General features: G+C 61.0%; 16 protein-coding genes and 1 tRNA gene. 10 read left to right on the forward strand and 7 right to left on the reverse strand.

Annotation, left to right across the window (positions count from 1 at the left end; translation table 11 throughout):
- The first annotated feature begins 65 nt into the window (after positions 1-65).
- Both BDB13_RS05530 and BDB13_RS05535 read left to right on the forward strand, forming a co-directional pair.
- Positions 66-860 carry a glycosyltransferase gene (locus BDB13_RS05530; RefSeq protein WP_094270761.1) on the forward strand — a complete coding sequence of 265 codons (795 nt, stop codon included), beginning with the start codon at positions 66-68 and terminating at the stop codon, positions 858-860.
- A gap of 70 nt (positions 861-930) precedes the next feature.
- A complete protein-coding gene (locus BDB13_RS05535; protein WP_094274699.1) occupies positions 931-2796 on the forward strand; it encodes a glycosyltransferase in 1866 nt (621 codons plus the stop codon).
- 18 nt (positions 2797-2814) lie between these two features.
- Here the strand turns inward: BDB13_RS05535 and BDB13_RS05540 are convergent, their stop codons facing one another.
- From BDB13_RS05540 to BDB13_RS05565, 6 genes are all read right to left on the reverse strand, one after another.
- Positions 2815-3642, reverse strand: a complete 828-nt coding sequence (locus tag BDB13_RS05540) for a TylF/MycF/NovP-related O-methyltransferase (protein ID WP_094270762.1) — start codon at positions 3640-3642, stop codon at positions 2815-2817.
- A gap of 47 nt (positions 3643-3689) precedes the next feature.
- Complete coding sequence (gene rsgA, locus BDB13_RS05545) at positions 3690-4769, reverse strand: ribosome small subunit-dependent GTPase A (RefSeq protein ID WP_094274700.1); 1080 nt, start codon at positions 4767-4769, stop codon at positions 3690-3692.
- Positions 4770-4924: 155 nt separating this feature from the next.
- Entirely contained in the window at positions 4925-5821 is an 897-nt protein-coding gene (gene glfT1, locus BDB13_RS05550; RefSeq protein WP_094270763.1) for a galactofuranosyltransferase GlfT1, read from the reverse strand.
- Positions 5818-6654, reverse strand: a complete 837-nt coding sequence (wzt, locus tag BDB13_RS05555; protein ID WP_094270764.1) for a galactan export ABC transporter ATP-binding subunit Wzt/RfbE — start codon at positions 6652-6654, stop codon at positions 5818-5820. The genes glfT1 and wzt overlap by 4 nt, the downstream gene beginning before the upstream one ends.
- 9 nt (positions 6655-6663) lie before the next feature.
- A complete protein-coding gene (gene wzm, locus BDB13_RS05560; RefSeq protein WP_094270765.1) occupies positions 6664-7536 on the reverse strand; it encodes a galactan export ABC transporter permease subunit Wzm/RfbD in 873 nt (290 codons plus the stop codon).
- Positions 7537-7591: 55 nt separating this feature from the next.
- Complete coding sequence (locus tag BDB13_RS05565) at positions 7592-8146, reverse strand: bacterial proteasome activator family protein (RefSeq protein WP_094270766.1); 555 nt, start codon at positions 8144-8146, stop codon at positions 7592-7594.
- Positions 8147-8277: 131 nt separating this feature from the next.
- On the opposite strand from BDB13_RS05565, the gene BDB13_RS05570 reads away from it, so the two are divergent.
- Positions 8278-9480, forward strand: a complete 1203-nt coding sequence (locus tag BDB13_RS05570) for a cysteine desulfurase-like protein (RefSeq protein ID WP_094270767.1) — start codon at positions 8278-8280, stop codon at positions 9478-9480.
- A 15-nt stretch (positions 9481-9495) separates the two neighbouring features.
- Here the strand turns inward: BDB13_RS05570 and BDB13_RS05575 are convergent, their stop codons facing one another.
- A complete protein-coding gene (locus BDB13_RS05575) occupies positions 9496-10485 on the reverse strand; it encodes an NAD(P)H-quinone oxidoreductase (RefSeq protein ID WP_094270768.1) in 990 nt (329 codons plus the stop codon).
- Between the two features lie 57 nt (positions 10486-10542).
- Between BDB13_RS05575 and BDB13_RS05580 the strand changes: the two genes are divergently transcribed.
- The 7 genes from BDB13_RS05580 to BDB13_RS05615 all read left to right on the forward strand — a co-directional run bounded on the left by BDB13_RS05580 (position 10543) and on the right by BDB13_RS05615 (position 17967).
- On the forward strand, positions 10543-11721 hold the full coding sequence (locus BDB13_RS05580) for an alpha-hydroxy-acid oxidizing protein (protein ID WP_441347176.1): 1179 nt from the start codon (positions 10543-10545) through the stop codon (positions 11719-11721).
- A gap of 54 nt (positions 11722-11775) precedes the next feature.
- Positions 11776-12276 carry a MarR family winged helix-turn-helix transcriptional regulator gene (locus BDB13_RS05585; RefSeq protein ID WP_441347177.1) on the forward strand — a complete coding sequence of 167 codons (501 nt, stop codon included), beginning with the start codon at positions 11776-11778 and terminating at the stop codon, positions 12274-12276.
- A 50-nt stretch (positions 12277-12326) separates the two neighbouring features.
- Positions 12327-12416 (forward strand) — tRNA-Ser (locus BDB13_RS05590).
- Between the two features lie 1267 nt (positions 12417-13683).
- Positions 13684-15363, forward strand: coding sequence for an ammonium transporter (locus tag BDB13_RS05600; protein WP_169632513.1), 1680 nt, complete (start codon positions 13684-13686; stop codon positions 15361-15363).
- A 53-nt stretch (positions 15364-15416) separates the two neighbouring features.
- Positions 15417-15719, forward strand: a complete 303-nt coding sequence (locus tag BDB13_RS05605; protein WP_094270773.1) for an urease subunit gamma — start codon at positions 15417-15419, stop codon at positions 15717-15719.
- A 25-nt stretch (positions 15720-15744) separates the two neighbouring features.
- On the forward strand, positions 15745-16179 hold the full coding sequence (locus tag BDB13_RS05610) for an urease subunit beta (protein ID WP_094270774.1): 435 nt from the start codon (positions 15745-15747) through the stop codon (positions 16177-16179).
- Positions 16180-16248: 69 nt separating this feature from the next.
- On the forward strand, positions 16249-17967 hold the full coding sequence (locus BDB13_RS05615; RefSeq protein ID WP_094270775.1) for an urease subunit alpha: 1719 nt from the start codon (positions 16249-16251) through the stop codon (positions 17965-17967).
- The last annotated feature ends 3 nt before the right edge of the window (positions 17968-17970 follow it).

Below are 17970 nucleotides of genomic sequence, written 5' to 3' on the forward strand. Positions count from 1 at the left end.
CTGTTGCTCGGAGCGTAGTATTCCGACGAGTTCGAACTGCAGTCGGGGAAGAAGGAGATCGGTACGTGGTGACATCGCGGACGGAACCTGTTCGCGGGGAATCAGCTGCTCCGGAACTGTCGGTAATCATTCCTGCGTACAACTCGGGAGCGGTACTGGAATCGACGGTCAAGCAGTTTGCCGAGTACTTCAGTGGCCGTCAGGTCGAGATCATCGTCGTAGAGAACGGTTCCACCGACAACACCGCCGATGTGTGCGGTGAGTTGTCGAAAGCATGGGCGTGGCCGGGTGTGACGTTCCATCCGATGAGTAGCGACAAGGGGATGGGCGCAGCATTGCGGGCCGGAACCCTCGCCTCCCGGGGGCAGCGGGTATTGCTCACCGCTGACGATCTGCCGTTCGGTTTCGGTGACATCGAAGGCGCTGACCGCGTCATGGCGGAGCTTGGATCCATTCCTCCGGCGGTCATCGGTTCGAAGGCGCATGCGCAGTCCGAGGTGGAGCGTGGTCTCCTGCGTGTTGTGATGACCGGCGGCTTCGCAACCCTTCGACGGGTGGTTCTGGGTACCCGGACCGGCGATCCGCAGGGAACGTTCATCGTCGACGGAACTTTGCTGCGTCGTATCGCGTCGGGACTGTCGGAACAGGGATTCCTGTTCACGACCGAACTGGACTACGCGCTCGAATTGGCGGGAATCCGTCCTGTCGAGGTGCCGATTCGGTTGAGTGACGACCACCTTGCTCATGCGAGCCGGATTTCACCGAAAGACGTTCTTCAGATGGCGAAGGGCTTGGTGTCCCTTCGTCGACGTAAGGCCGAGCTTCGAGATGTGGCGACGCGAGCAGCATCTGCCGGCTGAGCAAGTCTCACTGACCAGCGCAGACACCATTTCTTCGTTGTTTCGCGATACCCTGCGGGGCGTGGATACTGTGAATGAGACCGAAAACCAGTCCAATCCTGGAGTCGAGTTGATTTCCCACCGCGCGACGTCGGATCGACTCCTCGTGCAGCGTGGGCTGTTCACCGGAACGTCGCCGGTGGCCAGCGACGAGTTGTATGCCGTGACCAAGACGGGAATGGTGGCGCGGACGCGCTTCGAGTTGCGTCTTCAGCCCGGAGCCGTTGCGCATACCAACACCTTCTTCGGGCGATTTCCAGCCAGCTACTGGCAGCGCTGGACCAACGTCACCGAGGTCACGGTTACCGCGCGTGTGGTGGCGGACGAGAGTTGCCGCATCCAGATCCAGGCCTCCGATATCGGCGGTCATCGGCGCATTGTGACCAACGTTGTCGCCACGGGTAGCGAGACAGTCACCTTGACCGCGCCGCTCGACACTTTTGTCGACGGTGGCGCCCTGTGGCTGCAGTTCGAGGCTCAGGGCGGCAATGCCGTGGTCGACGAAGTCGAGTGGACGGTGACGTCGCCGGAAACGATCCGGCCGGTGGCGATTGCCATCTGCACGTTCAACCGCGCTGATGATTGTGCGCGTACTGTTGCGGCGCTGGCTTCGGACGATCGTGTCCTGGCTTTGCTCGACGCCTTGTATGTGGTTGATCAGGGAACTGATCCGGTCGAGTCGCGTGAGCTGTTCCAGGACGTGTCGAAGAAGTTCGGTTCGCGGTTGCATTACCTGCGTCAGGCGAACCTCGGCGGAGCCGGTGGTTTTACGAGGGGCCTGTACGAGGCTTCGGAAGCCGGACCGAATGCCGATGTGATCTTGATGGACGACGACATTCTCTGCGAGCCCGAATCGGTTCTGCGGTTGAGCGCGTTTTCGAACATGACGACGGAACCGGCGCTGATCGGCGCGCAGATGCTGTTCCTGTTCAATCCGGACTATCTGCTCGCATCGGGTGAACGCGTTGATCTGGGCACACTTCAGCGTGGTGTGCCGACGGACGAGCACGGTGTCCGCAACACCAGCGTTCTCGAAAAGCTTCCGGAGCGTCGCGTCGACGCCGAATACAACGGTTGGTGGACGTGCCTGATCCCCGCCGAGGCCATCGAACGCATCGGTTTGCCGTTGCCGGTGTTTTTCCAGTGGGATGACGTCGAGTACAGCTTGCGGGCGGGCCGGGCGGGCATTCCCACCATCACGCTGCCCTCGGCTGCTGTCTGGCATGCGGACTTCTACTGGAAGGACGTCGACGGGTTCGCCCATTACTTCAGTACTCGCAACGGTTTGATTACTGCTTCACTCGACCCCGGATTTGCGCCGAAAACGTTGGCCAAGCAGTTGGCCCGCGACATTTCACATTCGATAGTCGGTTTGCAGTACGGTCTCGCGCACACACAGATTCGGGCTATCGAGGGATTCCTCGAGGGGCCCGGCGGTTTGGCGGATGGCGGACAGAAGGCGTTGGCTTCGATCAATCAGGAGCGAAAGCGGTTCCCGGAGACGGTGACTCGTCCGGCGTCGGAGTTGCCGAGCAGGTTGCCGATCCGCCGGGTGGCGCCAAGTCCGAAGCCCGGCCTGTGGACGGATCTGGTTCTCGCGAAACGTGCTGTGACGCAGGCGCGTAACCAGCTCGAACGGGGTCCGGTCGCGATCTCGTACGAGGACGCGCAGTGGTGGCATGTGGGCCGCTTCGATCATGTTTTTGTCACCGATGCGTCGCAGGGTGGTGTGCGCGAGCGCCGGTTCGACAGCGAGAAGGCCGCTGAGATGAGCGGCCGTCTCGCCGGCGTGATCAAGCGTTTCCATTCCGAGGCGCCGAGTGTTGCTCAGGCGTTCATCGACGAGTTCCCGCAGCTCACCAGCCGCGAGAACTGGGCCCGCCTGTACGAGAAGTGATTCTCACCGGATCACTTCTCAGCGGATCACTCTGGCAATGACCTGCTCGTTGTCGACGGTGTATCCGACGTACTCGAACGAGATGCCGGTGCGTGTGACGAATTCCGTCCACGCCCGGTACTCGTGGTGTTGCCACCCGGGGTAGTTGAAGAACTCGTCGAATACCACGATCGACCCGGGAACGAGTCGGTCGCCGAGTAGATCGAGCACGGTTTTGGTGGACGAGTAGAGGTCCGCGTCGAGGTGGAGGAACGCCACTGGCCCGGATTCCTGTTCGAGGAACGACGGCAGCGTGTCGCCAAAGAGACCTGGAACAAGTTGTGCCCCTGGCACTTCAGGAAGTGATTCTTGCGCGAATTCGCCCACCGGGAATCCTGTACGCCAGGTTTCAGGTAAGCCGGAGAACACGTCGAAGCCCGCGACGGTTCCTTCGCGTTCACGGAACTCGTCGGCGATGATCTTCAGGGTTGTTCCACTGGCGACCCCGAACTCGAGTGCCATTCCCGGGATCTCGACCACATTCAATGCGTGCCGCAGTGTGTCGTGCGGATGCCCGAACGTCTCGACTACACGCATGTTCTCCAGGATGAACGTCGCGCTCGACGCGGTGGCTTCGAGATCAACCGCGTAGGCGAGATCGCGGCGTTGGCGAAACTCGAGCTCGTCGATCCGGGACCGAAGGCCCGCGATGTCCCCGCGGGCCCCGGCCAGTTCGTTGTGTGAGCGTGTTAGTTCGTCGAGAATCTGCCGTGTGCGTTCGGCATTATGACGGTCGGCGTTCTCGATCACCTCGGATACCGCACGTTGAAGCTTGGTCCTGGCGCTGGAACGGAACTGCTCGAACATGGCAACCTCTCGTCGGGACTACCTCCCCATCGTGCCAGGACCATCGGCTACTGTCCCCGTGTCCGGTAGCGAGCCTTCAACTGCCGCGACCGCATCTTCATCTCGCGGGTGTGTTCTGCCTGCAGTCGGGTGTCGCTCCGGGAGGCATTCCAGGCGTTTTCTTTCTGCAGTTTGCGGTAACTTGCAAGTCTCCTTTCCTGGATCTCGCCGCACTCCACGGCATTCCGAACGGCGCAATCCGGCTCCGATGTATGTGAACAGTCGGAGAACCGGCAGGCCGAGATCAGTTCTTCGATTTCGGGGAAGGTCTTGTCGATACCTTCGCCGGCGTTCCACATGCCGATTCCTCGTAGACCCGGTGTATCGATGAGGGTCCGTCCACCGGAGAGTGGAATCAGTTCCCTCGTGACGGTGGTGTGTCGGCCTTTGCCGTCTCCTGCTCGGACGGCGCCGGTGTCGAGGCGGCTGGTGCCGGTGTCGAGGAAGCTATGGCCGAGGAGTGCGTTGGCGAGGGTTGATTTGCCGGCCCCCGATGGACCGAGTATCGCCACGGTGCCGTCCAGAACTGCATCGAGTACGTCCATTCCTTCGTGAGTTTCGGCGCTGACCGCCAGTACGGTGGCGCCAGGTGCGACTGCGGAGATCGCGGCGAGAGCGTCGTAAATGTTTTGAGCTGCATCAGCTTTGGTGAGTGCGACGACGGGAGTTGCGCCGCTTTCCCAGGTGAGTGCGAGTAGTCGTTCGATGCGGCCCAGATCGATATCGCCGTCCGCGGCAGTGGCAACGACGACTGTGTCGACATTCGCGGCGAGAATCTGACCCTCGGATTTTCCCGAGGCGGAGGATCGAATGATACTGCTCGATCGTGGGAGTATCGAAGTGACCGTGTATGTTTCGGTCCTGTCGATCTGCCCGCTGCCGGCAAGTGTCACCCAGTCGCCGGTGCACAGCGGTTCATTGCCGCTGACGGCGCGGGATATTCCTGTGGCGGCGGCGATATCGCATTGGCCGCGGTCGACGCGAAGGATGCGCCCGAGCTTGTCGCCGGGCGGTGTCAATGCGTCGAATTTATCTGAAAGTAGTGTGTTCCAGCCGTATTCGGTCAGGAAAGAGCTATTTTCTGGCATGGTGAGTGTGTCCTCGAGGGCGAAGAAGTGAGTGTGTTGACGGTGTTGAAAGTGCGGAACACGACAGTCATCAGTACTCACTCCTCGATTAACTCAGGACGCACCATGCGTCAGTGTGGAATCGTCTCAGGCAGCGATTGGTTTGCGCAACCGAATTAACTCGGACGTTCGAACCGCTCTTGTCGGCCGAGTTTGCGTAGGCGCATCCACTCGCGGAGACCCGCGGGGTCGCGGCGAGTGATCAGGAAGTACCAGCCGAACCGAATCCATTCCTGCGGAAGCAGTTTGCGCATTCCGGGCTGGGAGAGGATGTATCCACGGTTGCGGTAGGTGAAGTAGCGCTTCGTTTCGTTGTCGGGGTACTGCGTGTGCATCCGGCCGCCGAGAATCGGCTTGAATTCGTCGGCACCGTTGGGATGGACGTAGGCGGTTTGCAAGCAGGTTCCGAATTTCAGTCCGGACCGTACGAGTCGACGGTGCACTTCCACTTCGTCTCCGCGGACGAACAAGCGGAGATCCGGGACGCCGACGGCGTCGATCGCATCGGCGGTGAACAGTGCGCCGTTGAAGAGGGATGCGATTCCCGGCAGGAGATCCTCGGAGCCCAGTTCGCTACGCAGACGGCGCCATTCCACGCCGCGGCGCAATGGGAACGCCAGGCGGTCTGGGTTGTCGATGTCGCAGACGACGGGGGAGACCTCGGCGAGATCGTGCCGGATCGCGCAGTCGAGAAGTGTTTCCAGGACGTCCGGACCCTCGGGTCGACCGTCGTCGTCGGCGAGCCAGACCCGATCTGCGCCCAGTGAAAGTGCGTACAAAATGCCCAGGGCAAATCCTCCGGCACCGCCGAGGTTGTGCTGGGAACCGATGTAACTTGTGGGCAGCGCGGCATTCTCGACGAGTTCACGAACTGCGTCTTCGTCGGCATTGTCGATGACGACGAGGTGATCGAGCGGCCGAGATTGTGTACTGAGAACCTTCAAGGATTCGGCCAGCAGTTCACGTCGTTTGTGCGTGACGACGACACCGATAATTTTTTCGGGTGTGCTCACGGGTTGTTCTCCCGGGCCATGTCGCCACCGGGGTTGTTCTCCCGGGCCATGTCCTTGATGACGTGGCGGACGTGGTCGGCGGCGTCGTCACCTTCGTAGGCGCGGACGACGTCTTCGATGTCGCCTTGCATGCGGATCTGGCCGTGGTCGACCCACATCGCGCTGTTGCAGAGTTGAGCCAGGAACTCGTTGGAGTGGCTCGCGAAAACCAGGATGCCGGAGCGTTCCACCAGCTTTTGGAGGCGGATGCGGGCTTTTTTCATGAATTCTGCGTCGACGGCGCCGATACCTTCGTCGAGCAGCAGGATTTCGGGATCGATGCTGGTGACGACGCCCATGGCGACGCGTACGCGCATGCCGGTGGAGTAGGTGCGCAGCGGCATCGAGAGGTATTCGCCGAGTTCCGTGAAGTCGGCGATCTCATCCATTTTCGCGAGCATCTGCTTGCGGGTCTGGCCGAGGAACAGGCCGCGGATGATGATGTTCTCGTAGCCGGAGATTTCGGGGTCCATGCCGACGCCGAGGTCGAAGACGGGGGCGACGCGTCCGCGAATGCTGGCTGTTCCGCGGGTTGGCTCGTAGATGCCGGAGAGCAGGCGCAGTAGCGTGGATTTGCCGGCGCCGTTGTGGCCGACCAGTCCGATGCGGTCGCCTTCCTTGAGCGTCATCGTGATGTCGCGGAGTGCTTCGACGACGACGACGTCGGAGTCGTTGCGGCCGATGGATCCGCCGGCTTTGCCGAGGAATGCCTTCTTGAGTGAACGCGATTTGGCGTCGAAGATCGGGAAGTCGACGCATGCGTTCTGCGTGTGGATGCTGACTGGCTGACTCATGTGTTTCCTCTAGACCCAGTAGGGCACGCGTGCCCGGTACTTGCGGAGTGCCAGGATCGCGACGGCCCAGCCGACGACGGTGATGGCGATGACGATGTACCAGTGGTAGGCCTGCTGGTCTGTTCCGATGAGTGGCGCTCGGATGATCTCGAGGTAGTGGTAGAGCGGGTTGAGTTCGGCGAGCTTCACTCGTTCCATGGCTTGTCCGCCCTGGTCCTTGAGCGACTGCGTCGTCCACATGATGGGCGTCAGCACGAACAGCAGGAGGGTGAGGCTGCCGAGGATGGGAGCGATGTCGCGGTACCGGGTGGAGAAGATGCCGAACACGATGGACACCCACAGTGCGTTGGCCACGATCAGAACGAATGCGGGTATTGCGGCAAGTGCCGTCCAGGTCAGGTTCTGCCAGATGCTGAACGCGAACAGTAGGACCACGTAGATCACGATGTTGTGCGCGAAGAAGAGCACCTGACGCCACACCAGGCGATAGACGTGCACGCTCAACGCCGACGGCAACTGTTTGATCAGGCCTTCGTTGGCGATGAATACTTCGGAGCCCTCGAGGATGCTGGCGCTGATCAGGTTCCAGACGATCAGTCCGACGGTGACGTACGGCAGGAATTCCTTGAGCGGAATGTTGAGCAGCGCCGAGTACAGGAGGCCCATGGCGGCAGCCTGGACGCCGGTGGCGATGGTGATCCAGAAGGGGCCGATGACCGACCGGCGGTAACGCTGTTTGATGTCCTGCCAGCCGAGGCTCAGCCACAACTCGCGCTGCCGCAGCCCATCGCGCAGGTCTTTGAAGGCGCGATGGAACGTCTGGGAGTCGGACACGGGCATGGGTTGCTCCGACGTCTCTGATTCGGTTGCGGATGCTGACACGGAGGTCGAGCCTACCGGGCCCCGGCGCGGCGCCGACTTTCTGTGGTGACCGTGGTTACAGATACTGGCCTGTTCCGCCCCCTTGTTGGTCCGGATGGGTGGCGGAATGGGGGACTCCCATGCTCATTCCGGGAGGTAGTGCTCCTTGTCTCATTTGTTCGAGTTGAGCGCGCGCTGCCATCTGTTGGGCGAACAGCGCGGTCTGGATGCCGTGGAAGAGGCCTTCGAGCCATCCGACCAACTGGGCCTGTGCGATGCGCAGTTCGGCGTCCGACGGGATGGAGTCGTCGGTGAACGGGAGGGTCAGGCGTTCGAGTTCTTCGCGCAACTCGGGGGCCAGCCCCTGTTCCAGTTCACGGATCGAAGATCGGTGGATCTCCTTGAGTCGGACCCGGCTGGCGTCGTCGAGCGGTGCGGCACGCACTTCTTCGAGGAGCTGTTTGATCATGGTGCCGATCCGCATGACCTTGGCGGGTTGCTCGACCATGTCGGCGATGGATTCACCCTCCGAGCCCCTGCCGTCTTGGGTATCGGAGCTGTGCCGATCGGTGCTTGTCTCGGTGCCGTCGGGGCCGATGACAACTACCTGTTCTTCGCCTGAGTTCTCCATGTCTCCATCTTGTCGTGTCGGGCCGACAAACTACGCGTAACCCCAAAATGGTAACTAAAAAGTAACTGTAATGACAAGCATTTAGGTGTCTGCCTTCGACTAAGAAGCGGCGTGCCCCTAGAGTGTCGAGCATGGCTTACGACGTTGCCCGTGTACGGGGATTGATTCCCTCACTCGGCGACGGTTGGATCCACCTCGACCCGCAAGCGGGCATGCAGATCCCCGACGTGGTCTCGCGGACGGTGTCCACCGCATTCCGGGCGGCTGCATCGTCGTCATCGGGTCGACACGTCTCGAACCGTCGCAGTGCGGCAATTCTCGACAGTGCGCGTTCCGCCGTTGCAGACCTTGTCGGTGGCGATCCCGCTGGGGTCGTCCTGGGTGCAGACAGAGCTGTATTGCTGGCCTGGCTGGCGGAATCGCTGAGCTCTCGGCTGGGGCTCGGTACCGGCCTGGTTCTCTCGAGGCTCGACGAGGAAGCGAACGTGGCGCCGTGGCTGCGCGTCGCCAGCCGCTACGGCGCTCAGGTGCGCTGGGCCGAGGTCGAGATCGAGACGTGCGAGCTTCCGAGTTGGCAGTTCAACGAGCTCATTACTTCGACAACCAGGCTTGTGGCGTTGACTGCTGCTTCGCCGATCGTCGGCTCGGCGCCCAACGTGCGCGCCGCCGCAGATCGACTGCACGAATTCGGCGGACTCATGGTGGTCGACGCCGTCGGCGCTGCTCCCTATGCACATTTGGATATGGCTGAACTCGGGGCGGACATCGTCGCGGTGAGCGCGCCGTCCTGGGGTGGCCCGCAGGTCGGCGCCTTGGTGTTCCGTGATCCGGGTCTGCTGGATCGAATCCCGGCAGTGTCACTGAACCCGTACGCGCGCGGTGCCGAGCGGTTGGAGGTGGGTGGACACCAGTTCGCTCTACTCTCGGGCCTCACGTCGTCGATCGACTTCCTTGCCGGCCTCGACGAATCGGCAACGGGCACTCGCCGCGAACGTCTCGAAACGTCGATCAGCTCTCTGCAGAACTATCAGGACGGCCTTTTCGACCACCTGTTGCGTTCGCTGTCTTCGCTGCCCAACGTCATGGTCATCGGCCACGCACCGACGCGTGTTCCGACGCTCAGTTTCACGCTCGAAGGTATGGCCGCCGACAAGGTGGCCGCTCATCTCGCAGACAAGCGTATTGCCACGGTGAGCGGTACTCACGGCAACTCGCGACTGCTCGACGCGTTGGGTGTCAACGACGAGGGCGGCGCGGTCACGGTCGGGTTGGCGCCCTATACGACGCGGTACGAGATCAACCAGTTGGTCGCCGAACTCGGCACTCTGGGTTGATCTCGCACCGGTAGTTCAGTTCACCGTGAGAATCACTTTTCCCACAGTTTCCGGCGAATCCAGCAACTGATGAGCTAACGCAGCGTCGGTGATCGGAAGTTCGGTGGAAACGATCGGGTGAACGGCACCGTCGGCAATCAGCGGCCACAGTTTCGCTCGGACGTCGGCGACGATCTCCGCCTTCCCTCCCGGTCCGGTGATCGGGCGACCGCGCAGGCCCGTCGATGTGATGTTCCCGCGCTTGCCCATCAGCTTGCTGATGTCGATCTCACCCTTGCGTCCGCCCTGCATTCCGATGATCACGACGTGGCCGTCCATTGCGAGGGCGTCGACGTTCCGTCCCAGGTACGACGCTCCCATGTTGTCGAGAATGACGTCGGCGCCGTGCCCGTCGGTGGCGTCGGCGAGTGCTGCGACGAAGTCCTGTTCGCGGTAGTTGATCGTGATGTCGGCGCCCAGTTCACGGCAGCGATTCAGCTTGGCCTCGGATCCGGCCGTGACGGCCACGCGGGCACCGAGGGCTTTGCCGACCTGGATTGCGTGAGTACCGATCCCGCCGCCGCCCCCGTGAATCAGGAGGGTGTGTCCGCGGCGCAGTCCGGCGCGCATGACGACGTTGGACCACACCGTGCAGGCGACTTCCGGCAAGGATGCAGCGACTCGCAGATCCACGCCCTTGGGGATCGGCAGGAGTTGCGCTGCGGGTACTGCAACTTTCTCGGCGTAACCGCCGCCGGCGAGCAGTGCGCACACTTCGTCGCCGACGGCCCATCCGCTCACGCCCTCACCGAGTTCGCTGATGACACCGGAACATTCGAGGCCCAAAAAGTTGCTCGCGCCGGACGGCGGCGGATAGAAGCCCTGGCGTTGGAGGAGGTCGGCGCGGTTGACGGCAGTGGCGGCGACGTCGATCAGAACGTGCCCGCGAGGCAGTTCGGGATCGGGTTGCTGCGCCCAGACCATGACTTCGGGACCGCCGGGCTTATCGATCGTGATGGCGTACATGGATACGACGCTATCGAATCACCGCGCGCGACGGGCTTTGCCGCTACCGTCGCGGTGGTGACTTACTTCGGGAACATGCAGAACGAGATTTATCTGACCGGGCTCGGCGGCACCAAGCCGTCGCTGCCGATGACGGCTGCGGGGTTGGAAGTTGCCGCGCGTGAGCAACTCTCGCCGGAGGCTTTCGGGTATATCGCGGGCAGTGCTGCGACGGAACGAACTGCCGTGTCGAATCTTCGTGCATTCGAGAAACACGCGATAGTGCCGCGCATGTTTCGAGGCACCGCGGCTCCCGACGCCCGTGACCTGAGCACCACGGTGCTCGGCACACGTTTGGCTGCGCCGATCCTGACCGCACCGGTTGGTGTGCTCGGTCTGGTTCACGAGGATGCGGAGGTCGCGGTCGGAGCGGTGACGGCGGAATTGGGGATCGGCTCCGTGTTGTCGACGGCGGCATCGTCGACCATCGAAGATGTAGCCGCCGTGTCGGGAGACAACTGGTGGTATCAGCTGTACTGGCCGGCGGACGACGAGCTCGCCGAGTCCTTTGTCCGCCGTGCCGAGAAAGCCGGCGCCAAGGCTATCGTTCTCACCGCGGACACTCCGGGCATGGGTTGGCGTCCAAGGGATTTGGAGTTGGGTCACCTTCCGTTCCTGCAGGCCAAGGGGATCGCCAACTATCTCTCCGATCCGGTCTTCCGGGCCAAGTTGGCGACGCCTCCCGAGGAAAGTGCCGAGGCACTGCAGATTGCGGTGTTGACGTGGGTTTCGCTGTTCGGCAACCATTCTGTTCGGATGACGGATATCGCGAAACTTCGCCAGTGGACGTCACTTCCGATCGCGGTCAAGGGAATTGTGCATCCCGACGACGCCCGTGCTGCGGTCGCTGCGGGTGCGGACGGCATCATCGTGAGCAATCACGGCGGACGCCAAGTCGACGGTGCGATCTCGGCCTTGGATGCGTTGGGGCCCATAGCGTCGGCGGTTGGCCATGAGGCAGACATTCTGATGGATTCGGGTATTCGTTGTGGCGCTGATGTGATCACCGCGCTGGCTCTCGGCGCTGATGCAGTCCTGTACGGACGCCCCTGGGTGTACGGATTGGGGCTCGCTGGTGCTGATGGTGTGCGTCACGCATTGCGGATTCTGCTCGCAGATCTTGACTTGACGATGGGGCTTGCCGGGTTGGCTTCGGTTGCAGAGATCGACCGATCCGTGTTGCTGTCTGGTTCGTGACTTTTGTCCAGGATTGGGATGCCCGGGTCGATTGCGGGTCTAAGCTTGGGCCCTGTGACAGCAGAAACAACCACCGAACAGGCGACCCAATCAGCGCAGGAGCAGACGCCGTGGCTCACTCCTGCCGAAATGCGTGCCTGGCGCGGCTACATGGACGGCAATCAGCGTCTGATGGATGTGCTCAACCGAGAGCTTCAGGACGACCATGACCTGTCGTTGGCTGACTATCGAATCCTGGTCATGCTGTCGGAGTCCCCGGACGGCTCGCTGCGGATGAGCGACCTCGCGGACGGCGTTCTGTCGTCACGTAGCCGCCTGACGCATCAAATCCGTCGGATGGAATCGCAGGGCATCGTTGTGCGCGATACCTGTGCCGAGGACGGCCGTGGAGTGCTTGCCCGGATCACCGAGGAGGGTCGGCAGAGGCTTTCTGCTGCGGCTCCCACTCACGTGGCGGGTGTGCGCAAGAATCTGGTGGATCTGTTGACGCCGAAGGAGCTGGAAGTGCTGGCTGTCGTCTTCGCGAAGGTGGACAAAGCTATCGGAGATCGCTGAGAAGGGGAGCCGTTTCACGGCGCTCGAGTGCACCGGATAGGATCGCCCACGGAAGCGTGGCAGAGCGGCCGAATGCACTCGCCTTGAAAGCGAGCGTGGCGTTAAACCCACCGGGGGTTCAAATCCCTCCGCTTCCGCCAAGGGTCCCTCACCTGTTTATGCAGGTGGGGGACTTTTTTGTGCTGCTACAGGAGTCCGATCAGTCAGCTTGTGTCCACACTTCAGCCACATTTGGTCGAGATACTGCCTGATCCAGGGCGTTTCCTCTGGTGTCCCGATCGTCGTCGAACCGGGCGCAGTAGCGCCTTGTCACTGACGCCTGCCGCGACGGACAGCGACGCGGTCGTATTCCGCAGATCGTGAGTAGTGAGCCGGGCGCCACCCGATATCGCGACCTTCTGGTGAACCGCCCAGTGAAGGTCGCCGGCCGCTTCGAAACTGCAAGATGCGAAGGACTCTCAAACGCAGAGCTCAAGCTGCGGCATTTCTCCGTTTGTACCGACGCCCTGTGACGTTCAGGGCGGGAAATGAACGCAGAGTCCACCGCGTGGTCGTGCGCAACCGTTGAGGTTGGAGCCCGCCTCGAAACCATGGGCGGATTGTGCCGCCTGGAGTCTTCTCTTGGGTGCGTCAAAGTGGCGGGGGTGACATCCGTTCTCGGACTGCTCGACGATTGGGATCTGTCGTCGAAAGTGTCCCAGAATTGTTCCAGCCGTGACGATTTCGGATCCACAAAACTAGATCTTTGACTTCCCGTCGACGGCGAGCCGTATCCGGTCATTCACAAAAGAACGATTTTATCTGTGGCAGAACAGATTTCAATCCCATCGCCATTGTGACTCTTGATTCCGGTGATGTGGTGTCTACCGGAAATGCCGGTGAGTGTGGGTGTGCCGACGAGGGAGAAATCTCCCTGAGTACGAGAAATTTCTGTATCTGTGCGGTCGTCTGTACGGCCCGGCGCCTGCAGCGTCTGGACCGTGTTCATGTACTCAGCTGAACAGCTGTTCTCATAATCTTCTGTCCACCGGGCTATTCCGGTCGGCTGAACAAAGAATGCCAGTGAATTCTCTTCCTGATCAACGTTTCCGAGTTGAGAGCTTTGTTCTGGGCGTTGCAGTTTCGGCTGTATGTAGTGACACGTATGAATGAACTTTGTTATCAAATGGAGATACGTAACGTGAAAAATGTTCTTTCCGTTACCATTTCGACACAAATTGGGGAGTCTGCCAAAAGTTTGCAGGTCGACTCCATCTCCCTAAAGCGGTCAAAACGTGCAACCATCTGCGTACCGTCGTCTACGGGGCAGTCACTGTCGACGGCTGATCATCGCACTGCTCTTCAGCACGTGGCGTACGAGAAATATCGACATTATTCAGGTCTGATTGCTCGGAGGTGGTTCTACCAATGCTGGCAGACGCGGTAATCAACAGCGGTGACACGGCCTGGGTGCTGATATCCGCCGGTCTCGTTCTCTTCATGGTTCCCGGACTCGCTTTCTTCTACGCGGGCTTGGTGCGAGGAAGCAATGTACTGGTGATGCTGCAGCAGAACCTCGTTCCGCTCGGCCTGGTGTCCATTACCTGGATCGTGTTCGGTTACAGTTTCGCCTTCAGCGGAGACTTGGGTGCTGGGCTTCTCGGCGACCTGAAACTTTTCGGCCTGCAGGATATTCACACCGCCGCAGCTCCCGGCTTCCACCTCATCGAAGGCGCGGTCGCGGTCCCGACCTTGGCGTTTGTCGCCTATCAGATGATGTTCGCGATCATCACGCCGGCGTTGATCACCGGTGCGACGGCCAACCGCCTCAAGCCCCTTGGCTGGGCAGTTCTGCTGGTGCTGTGGTCCATCATCGTCTACCCGCCGATTGCTCACTGGCTCTTCAATCCCGAGGGTTGGCTCGCGCTACGCGGAGCGCAGGACTGGGCGGGCGGAATTGTGGTGCATGCATCTGCCGGTGCCGCGGCCCTCGCGATCCTGTTGGTAGTCGGTAAACGGAGGGGTTGGCCCAACGCCGAGTCCGTTCCGCATTCTCTGCCGTTGGCCCTCATCGGTGGCGGCATCCTCTGGTTCGGTTGGTTCGGCTTCAATGCCGGCGACGGGTTGGCGGCCGATGGTGTTGCGGCACAAGCTCTGATCAACACGCACATTGCCGCTGCCGGTGGAATGGTCGTGTGGCTGGTCATCGAGCGCTACACCGAGGGGCGGGCCACCGCGATCGGCGGAATTACCGGTGCTGTAGCCGGTCTGGCCACCGTTACACCGTGTGCCGGCTATGTAAGCACCTTCTCGGCGTTGGCAATTGGCGCGCTTGCCGGACTGGTCTGCCACTTCGCTTTGGCTCTCAAGACGATCTTCAAGTTCGATGACGCACTCGACGTCATTGCAGTCCATTTTGTCGGTGGCATTCTCGGTTCGCTGCTCGTGGGCTTCTTCGGCGAGAAGGCGATCAACCCGATCGGCCGCGACGGACTGCTGTTCGGCGGCGGTCTGGGGTTGCTGGGGGAGCAAGCCCTGGCGCTCATTGTCGTCATTGCCTTCTCCTTTGTGGTGACTTGGCTGATCGCGATGGGCATCGAGAAGACAATCGGACTCAAACTTGCCCCGGAGGATCAGGTGGATATCGATCGTCGTCAGCAAGGCATGGACGCCTACCGCTACAACGCTGCCTTCGTCGACGCCGGCGGTGCTCCGCAGACCAGCGGATTCGACGAGGGTGCAGCTCCGAAACCGGAACCGGACCTGGTCGTCGCGCCCGGTGTGCCCAAGCATGAACTCATCACCGTTGTGCTCGAGAGTATGGAAACGGAGAAGCTGCGACATGCTCTGGTCGAAGCCGGTGCCGAGTCGATCGTCGTATCGGAAGCCCATGTCTCAGCAGGTGATTCGGACTCGATCAACTTCCGTGGGCATCGCAATGACGTTGTCTTCACTGAACGACTTCGGGTTGAAGTCCTGGCGCCGGCAGATCGAACACAAGCAGTTCTCGACGCGCTCAACCGGCACTCCATCGGACGACGGAGCGGATTTGTTCAACAGTCCGCCGAGCCTCTGGCGGGGTCCAGTACGCCGAGTTCGGGAAGTTGAGTTTCAGTCGTGACTACAGGATCGAAAAGTATGAGTGAGAAGGAGCCTTCGGAATGCATCTGACACCGCGAGAACTCGACAAGCTGACCATCCTCATGTTGGCGGACGTAGCCCTCCGACGAAAAGCTAAGGGGCTCAAACTGAACCACCCGGAGTCGGTGGCGGTCATCACCGCAGCGGCACTGGAGGGCGCCCGGGAGGGGAAGACCGTCGAACAGGTGATGGCCGACGCATCGCACGCGTTGACTGTCGACGACGTGATGGAGGGTGTGCCGGAAATGATTCCGCGCGTGCAGGTCGAGGCCGTCTTCACGGACGGCAGCCGTTTGGTCACCGTTCACTCACCCATCCAGTGATCGCCTGAGATCGAGGAGCAAGTACATGGCTGCACAGAGCAAGAAGGGCGCCGCGCAGGGCACCAAGGTGCCGGTCGGCGGTTACGTCTTGAAGGACGAACCGATCGAGATCAACGCCGGAAAGCCGCGAATCAAGCTGCGCGTACGCAACACTGGTGATCGTCCGATCCAGGTCGGTTCACATTTCCACTTCATGGAAGTGAATCGGGCGCTGCGATTCGATCGCGAGCGTTCTTTCGGTTGGCGTCTGGATATCCCAGCGGGAACTGCCGTGCGGTTCGAGCCGGGAGACGAGAAGGAAGTGACCCTGGTGCCGTTCGGCGGCAAGCAGCGGGTTCACGGCTTCAACAACTTTGTCGACGGCTGGGCCCCGACCCATGCAACGTATCGACCGAGGCTCGGGCGCGCCGTCCGAATTGCCGCAGAGCAGGGTTTCGAATCCGAACCCGAAGAAAACTGAGCAAGAAAGCTGCCGGGCTCGAAAGCTGCTGGGCCACCTCTCGTAAGTGATGAGAAGGAGATCGAACAGATGACAAGTATTTCACGGCAAGAGTATTCAGGTCTTTTCGGAGTCACGACGGGTGACCAGATCAGGCTCGGCAATACCGATCTCTACATCGAGATCGAGAAGGATCTACGCGTCATCGGCGACGAGGCGTTGTACGGCGGCGGTAAGACGCTGCGTGACGGTATGGGCCAGGATCCGGCGTCGTGCAGTGCCGACGGGGCTCTTGATCTGGTCATCACAAACGTCGTGGTCGTCGATGCGCTCATCGGTATCGTGAAGGCGGACGTCGGTATCAAGAACGGCAAGATCGTCGGCATCGGCAAGGCCGGCCACTCCGGTACGATGGACGGCGTGACTCCGGGTTTGACTACCGGTCCTGCCACTGATGCAATCTCCGGTGAGCAGATGATTCTCACTGCGGGTGGCCTCGATCCGCACGTTCACCTGGTCTCGCCGCAGCAGGCGTATCACGCGCTCAGTGGCGGAATGACAACATTGATCGGTGGCGGTATCGGCCCGTCGGACGGCACCAACGGCACCACTATCACTTCTGGTGTCTGGAACATGGAGATGATGCTCAAGGCCAACGAAGGCCTTCCCGTAAACGTTCTGATGTGCGGCAAAGGCAACTCGTCGGGGCGTGCATCGATTGTCGAACAGATCAAGGCCGGCGCGGCGGGCCTGAAAGTCCATGAGGACTGGGGCGCAACACCTGCCGCCATCCAGACGTCGCTTCAAGTCGCGGACGAAATGGATGTTCAGGTCGCCATCCATACGGACACGCTGAACGAGGCCGGGTATGTCGAGGACACGATTGCGGCGTTCGAGGGGCGCACCATCCACACCTATCACAGTGAGGGTGCCGGTGGCGGTCACGCTCCCGATATTCTGAAGGTGACGGGTGAGGACAACGTCCTGCCGTCGTCGACCAATCCCACGTTGCCGTACGGCATCAACACCCAAGCTGAACTCTTCGACATGATCATGGTGTGTCACAACCTCAATCCCAAAGTGCCCTCGGATGTTTCGTTTGCCGAGTCGCGTGTTCGCGTCGAGACGATCGGTGCCGAGAACGTGCTGCAGGACATGGGCGTCATTTCGATGTTCTCGAGCGATTCGCAGGCTATGGGCCGCGTCGGAGAGAATTGGTTGCGCGCCATACAGACTGCGGACTGCATGAAGCGTGCGCGCGGCAAGTTGCCGGAGGATTCGCCGAACAACGACAACTTCCGGGTCTTGAGGTATGTCGCGAAGACAACGATCAACCCGGCTCTGACTTGGGGGATATCGAATACGGTTGGTTCGATCGCTCCCGGAAAAATGGCGGACCTGGTTCTTTGGGAACCGGCCTTCTTCGGTGCGAAGCCCAAGATGATCATCAAGAACGGCATGATCAATTGGCATGCAATGGGGGATCCTAACGCTTCACTGCCGACGCCCCAGCCGGTGATTTACCGACCGATGTTCGGCGGATTCGGCAAGGCGCTACAGGAAACGTCGGTGTCGTTCGTTTCACAGGCGGCGTTCGACGACGGAATCAAGGATCGTCTCGGCCTCGAACGGCAGGTGATTCCAGTCGAGGGCACCCGGACGGTGACCAAGCGCGATCTGGTGCGCAATGACAAGACCCCCGAAATCAAGGTCGATCCGGAGACTTTCGCGGTGACCGCGGACGGCGAGCATTGCTACGTCGAACCTGCGGAATCGATTCGCCTGAACCAACTTTACTTCTTCAGTTAGGGG

The sequence above is a fragment of the Rhodococcus sp. OK302 genome, from assembly GCF_002245895.1.
Classification (GTDB): Bacteria; Actinomycetota; Actinomycetes; order Mycobacteriales; family Mycobacteriaceae; genus Rhodococcus_F.

Bases quoted from the DNA above. Each gene is read 5' to 3' on its own strand.
- BDB13_RS05600 (WP_169632513.1), top strand. From the start codon at position 13,684: ATGCTGGCAGACGCGGTAATCAACAGCGGTGACACGGCCTGGGTGCTG.
- BDB13_RS05570 (WP_094270767.1), top strand. From the start codon at position 8,278: ATGGCTTACGACGTTGCCCGTGTACGGGGATTGATTCCCTCACTCGGC.
- rsgA (WP_094274700.1), bottom strand. From the start codon at position 4,769: ATGCCAGAAAATAGCTCTTTCCTGACCGAATACGGCTGGAACACACTA.
- BDB13_RS05615 (WP_094270775.1), top strand. From the start codon at position 16,249: ATGACAAGTATTTCACGGCAAGAGTATTCAGGTCTTTTCGGAGTCACG.
- BDB13_RS05565 (WP_094270766.1), bottom strand. From the start codon at position 8,146: ATGGAGAACTCAGGCGAAGAACAGGTAGTTGTCATCGGCCCCGACGGC.
- BDB13_RS05605 (WP_094270773.1), top strand. From the start codon at position 15,417: ATGCATCTGACACCGCGAGAACTCGACAAGCTGACCATCCTCATGTTG.
- BDB13_RS05575 (WP_094270768.1), bottom strand. From the start codon at position 10,485: ATGTACGCCATCACGATCGATAAGCCCGGCGGTCCCGAAGTCATGGTC.
- wzt (WP_094270764.1), bottom strand. From the start codon at position 6,654: ATGAGTCAGCCAGTCAGCATCCACACGCAGAACGCATGCGTCGACTTC.
- BDB13_RS05610 (WP_094270774.1), top strand. From the start codon at position 15,745: ATGGCTGCACAGAGCAAGAAGGGCGCCGCGCAGGGCACCAAGGTGCCG.
- BDB13_RS05540 (WP_094270762.1), bottom strand. From the start codon at position 3,642: ATGTTCGAGCAGTTCCGTTCCAGCGCCAGGACCAAGCTTCAACGTGCG.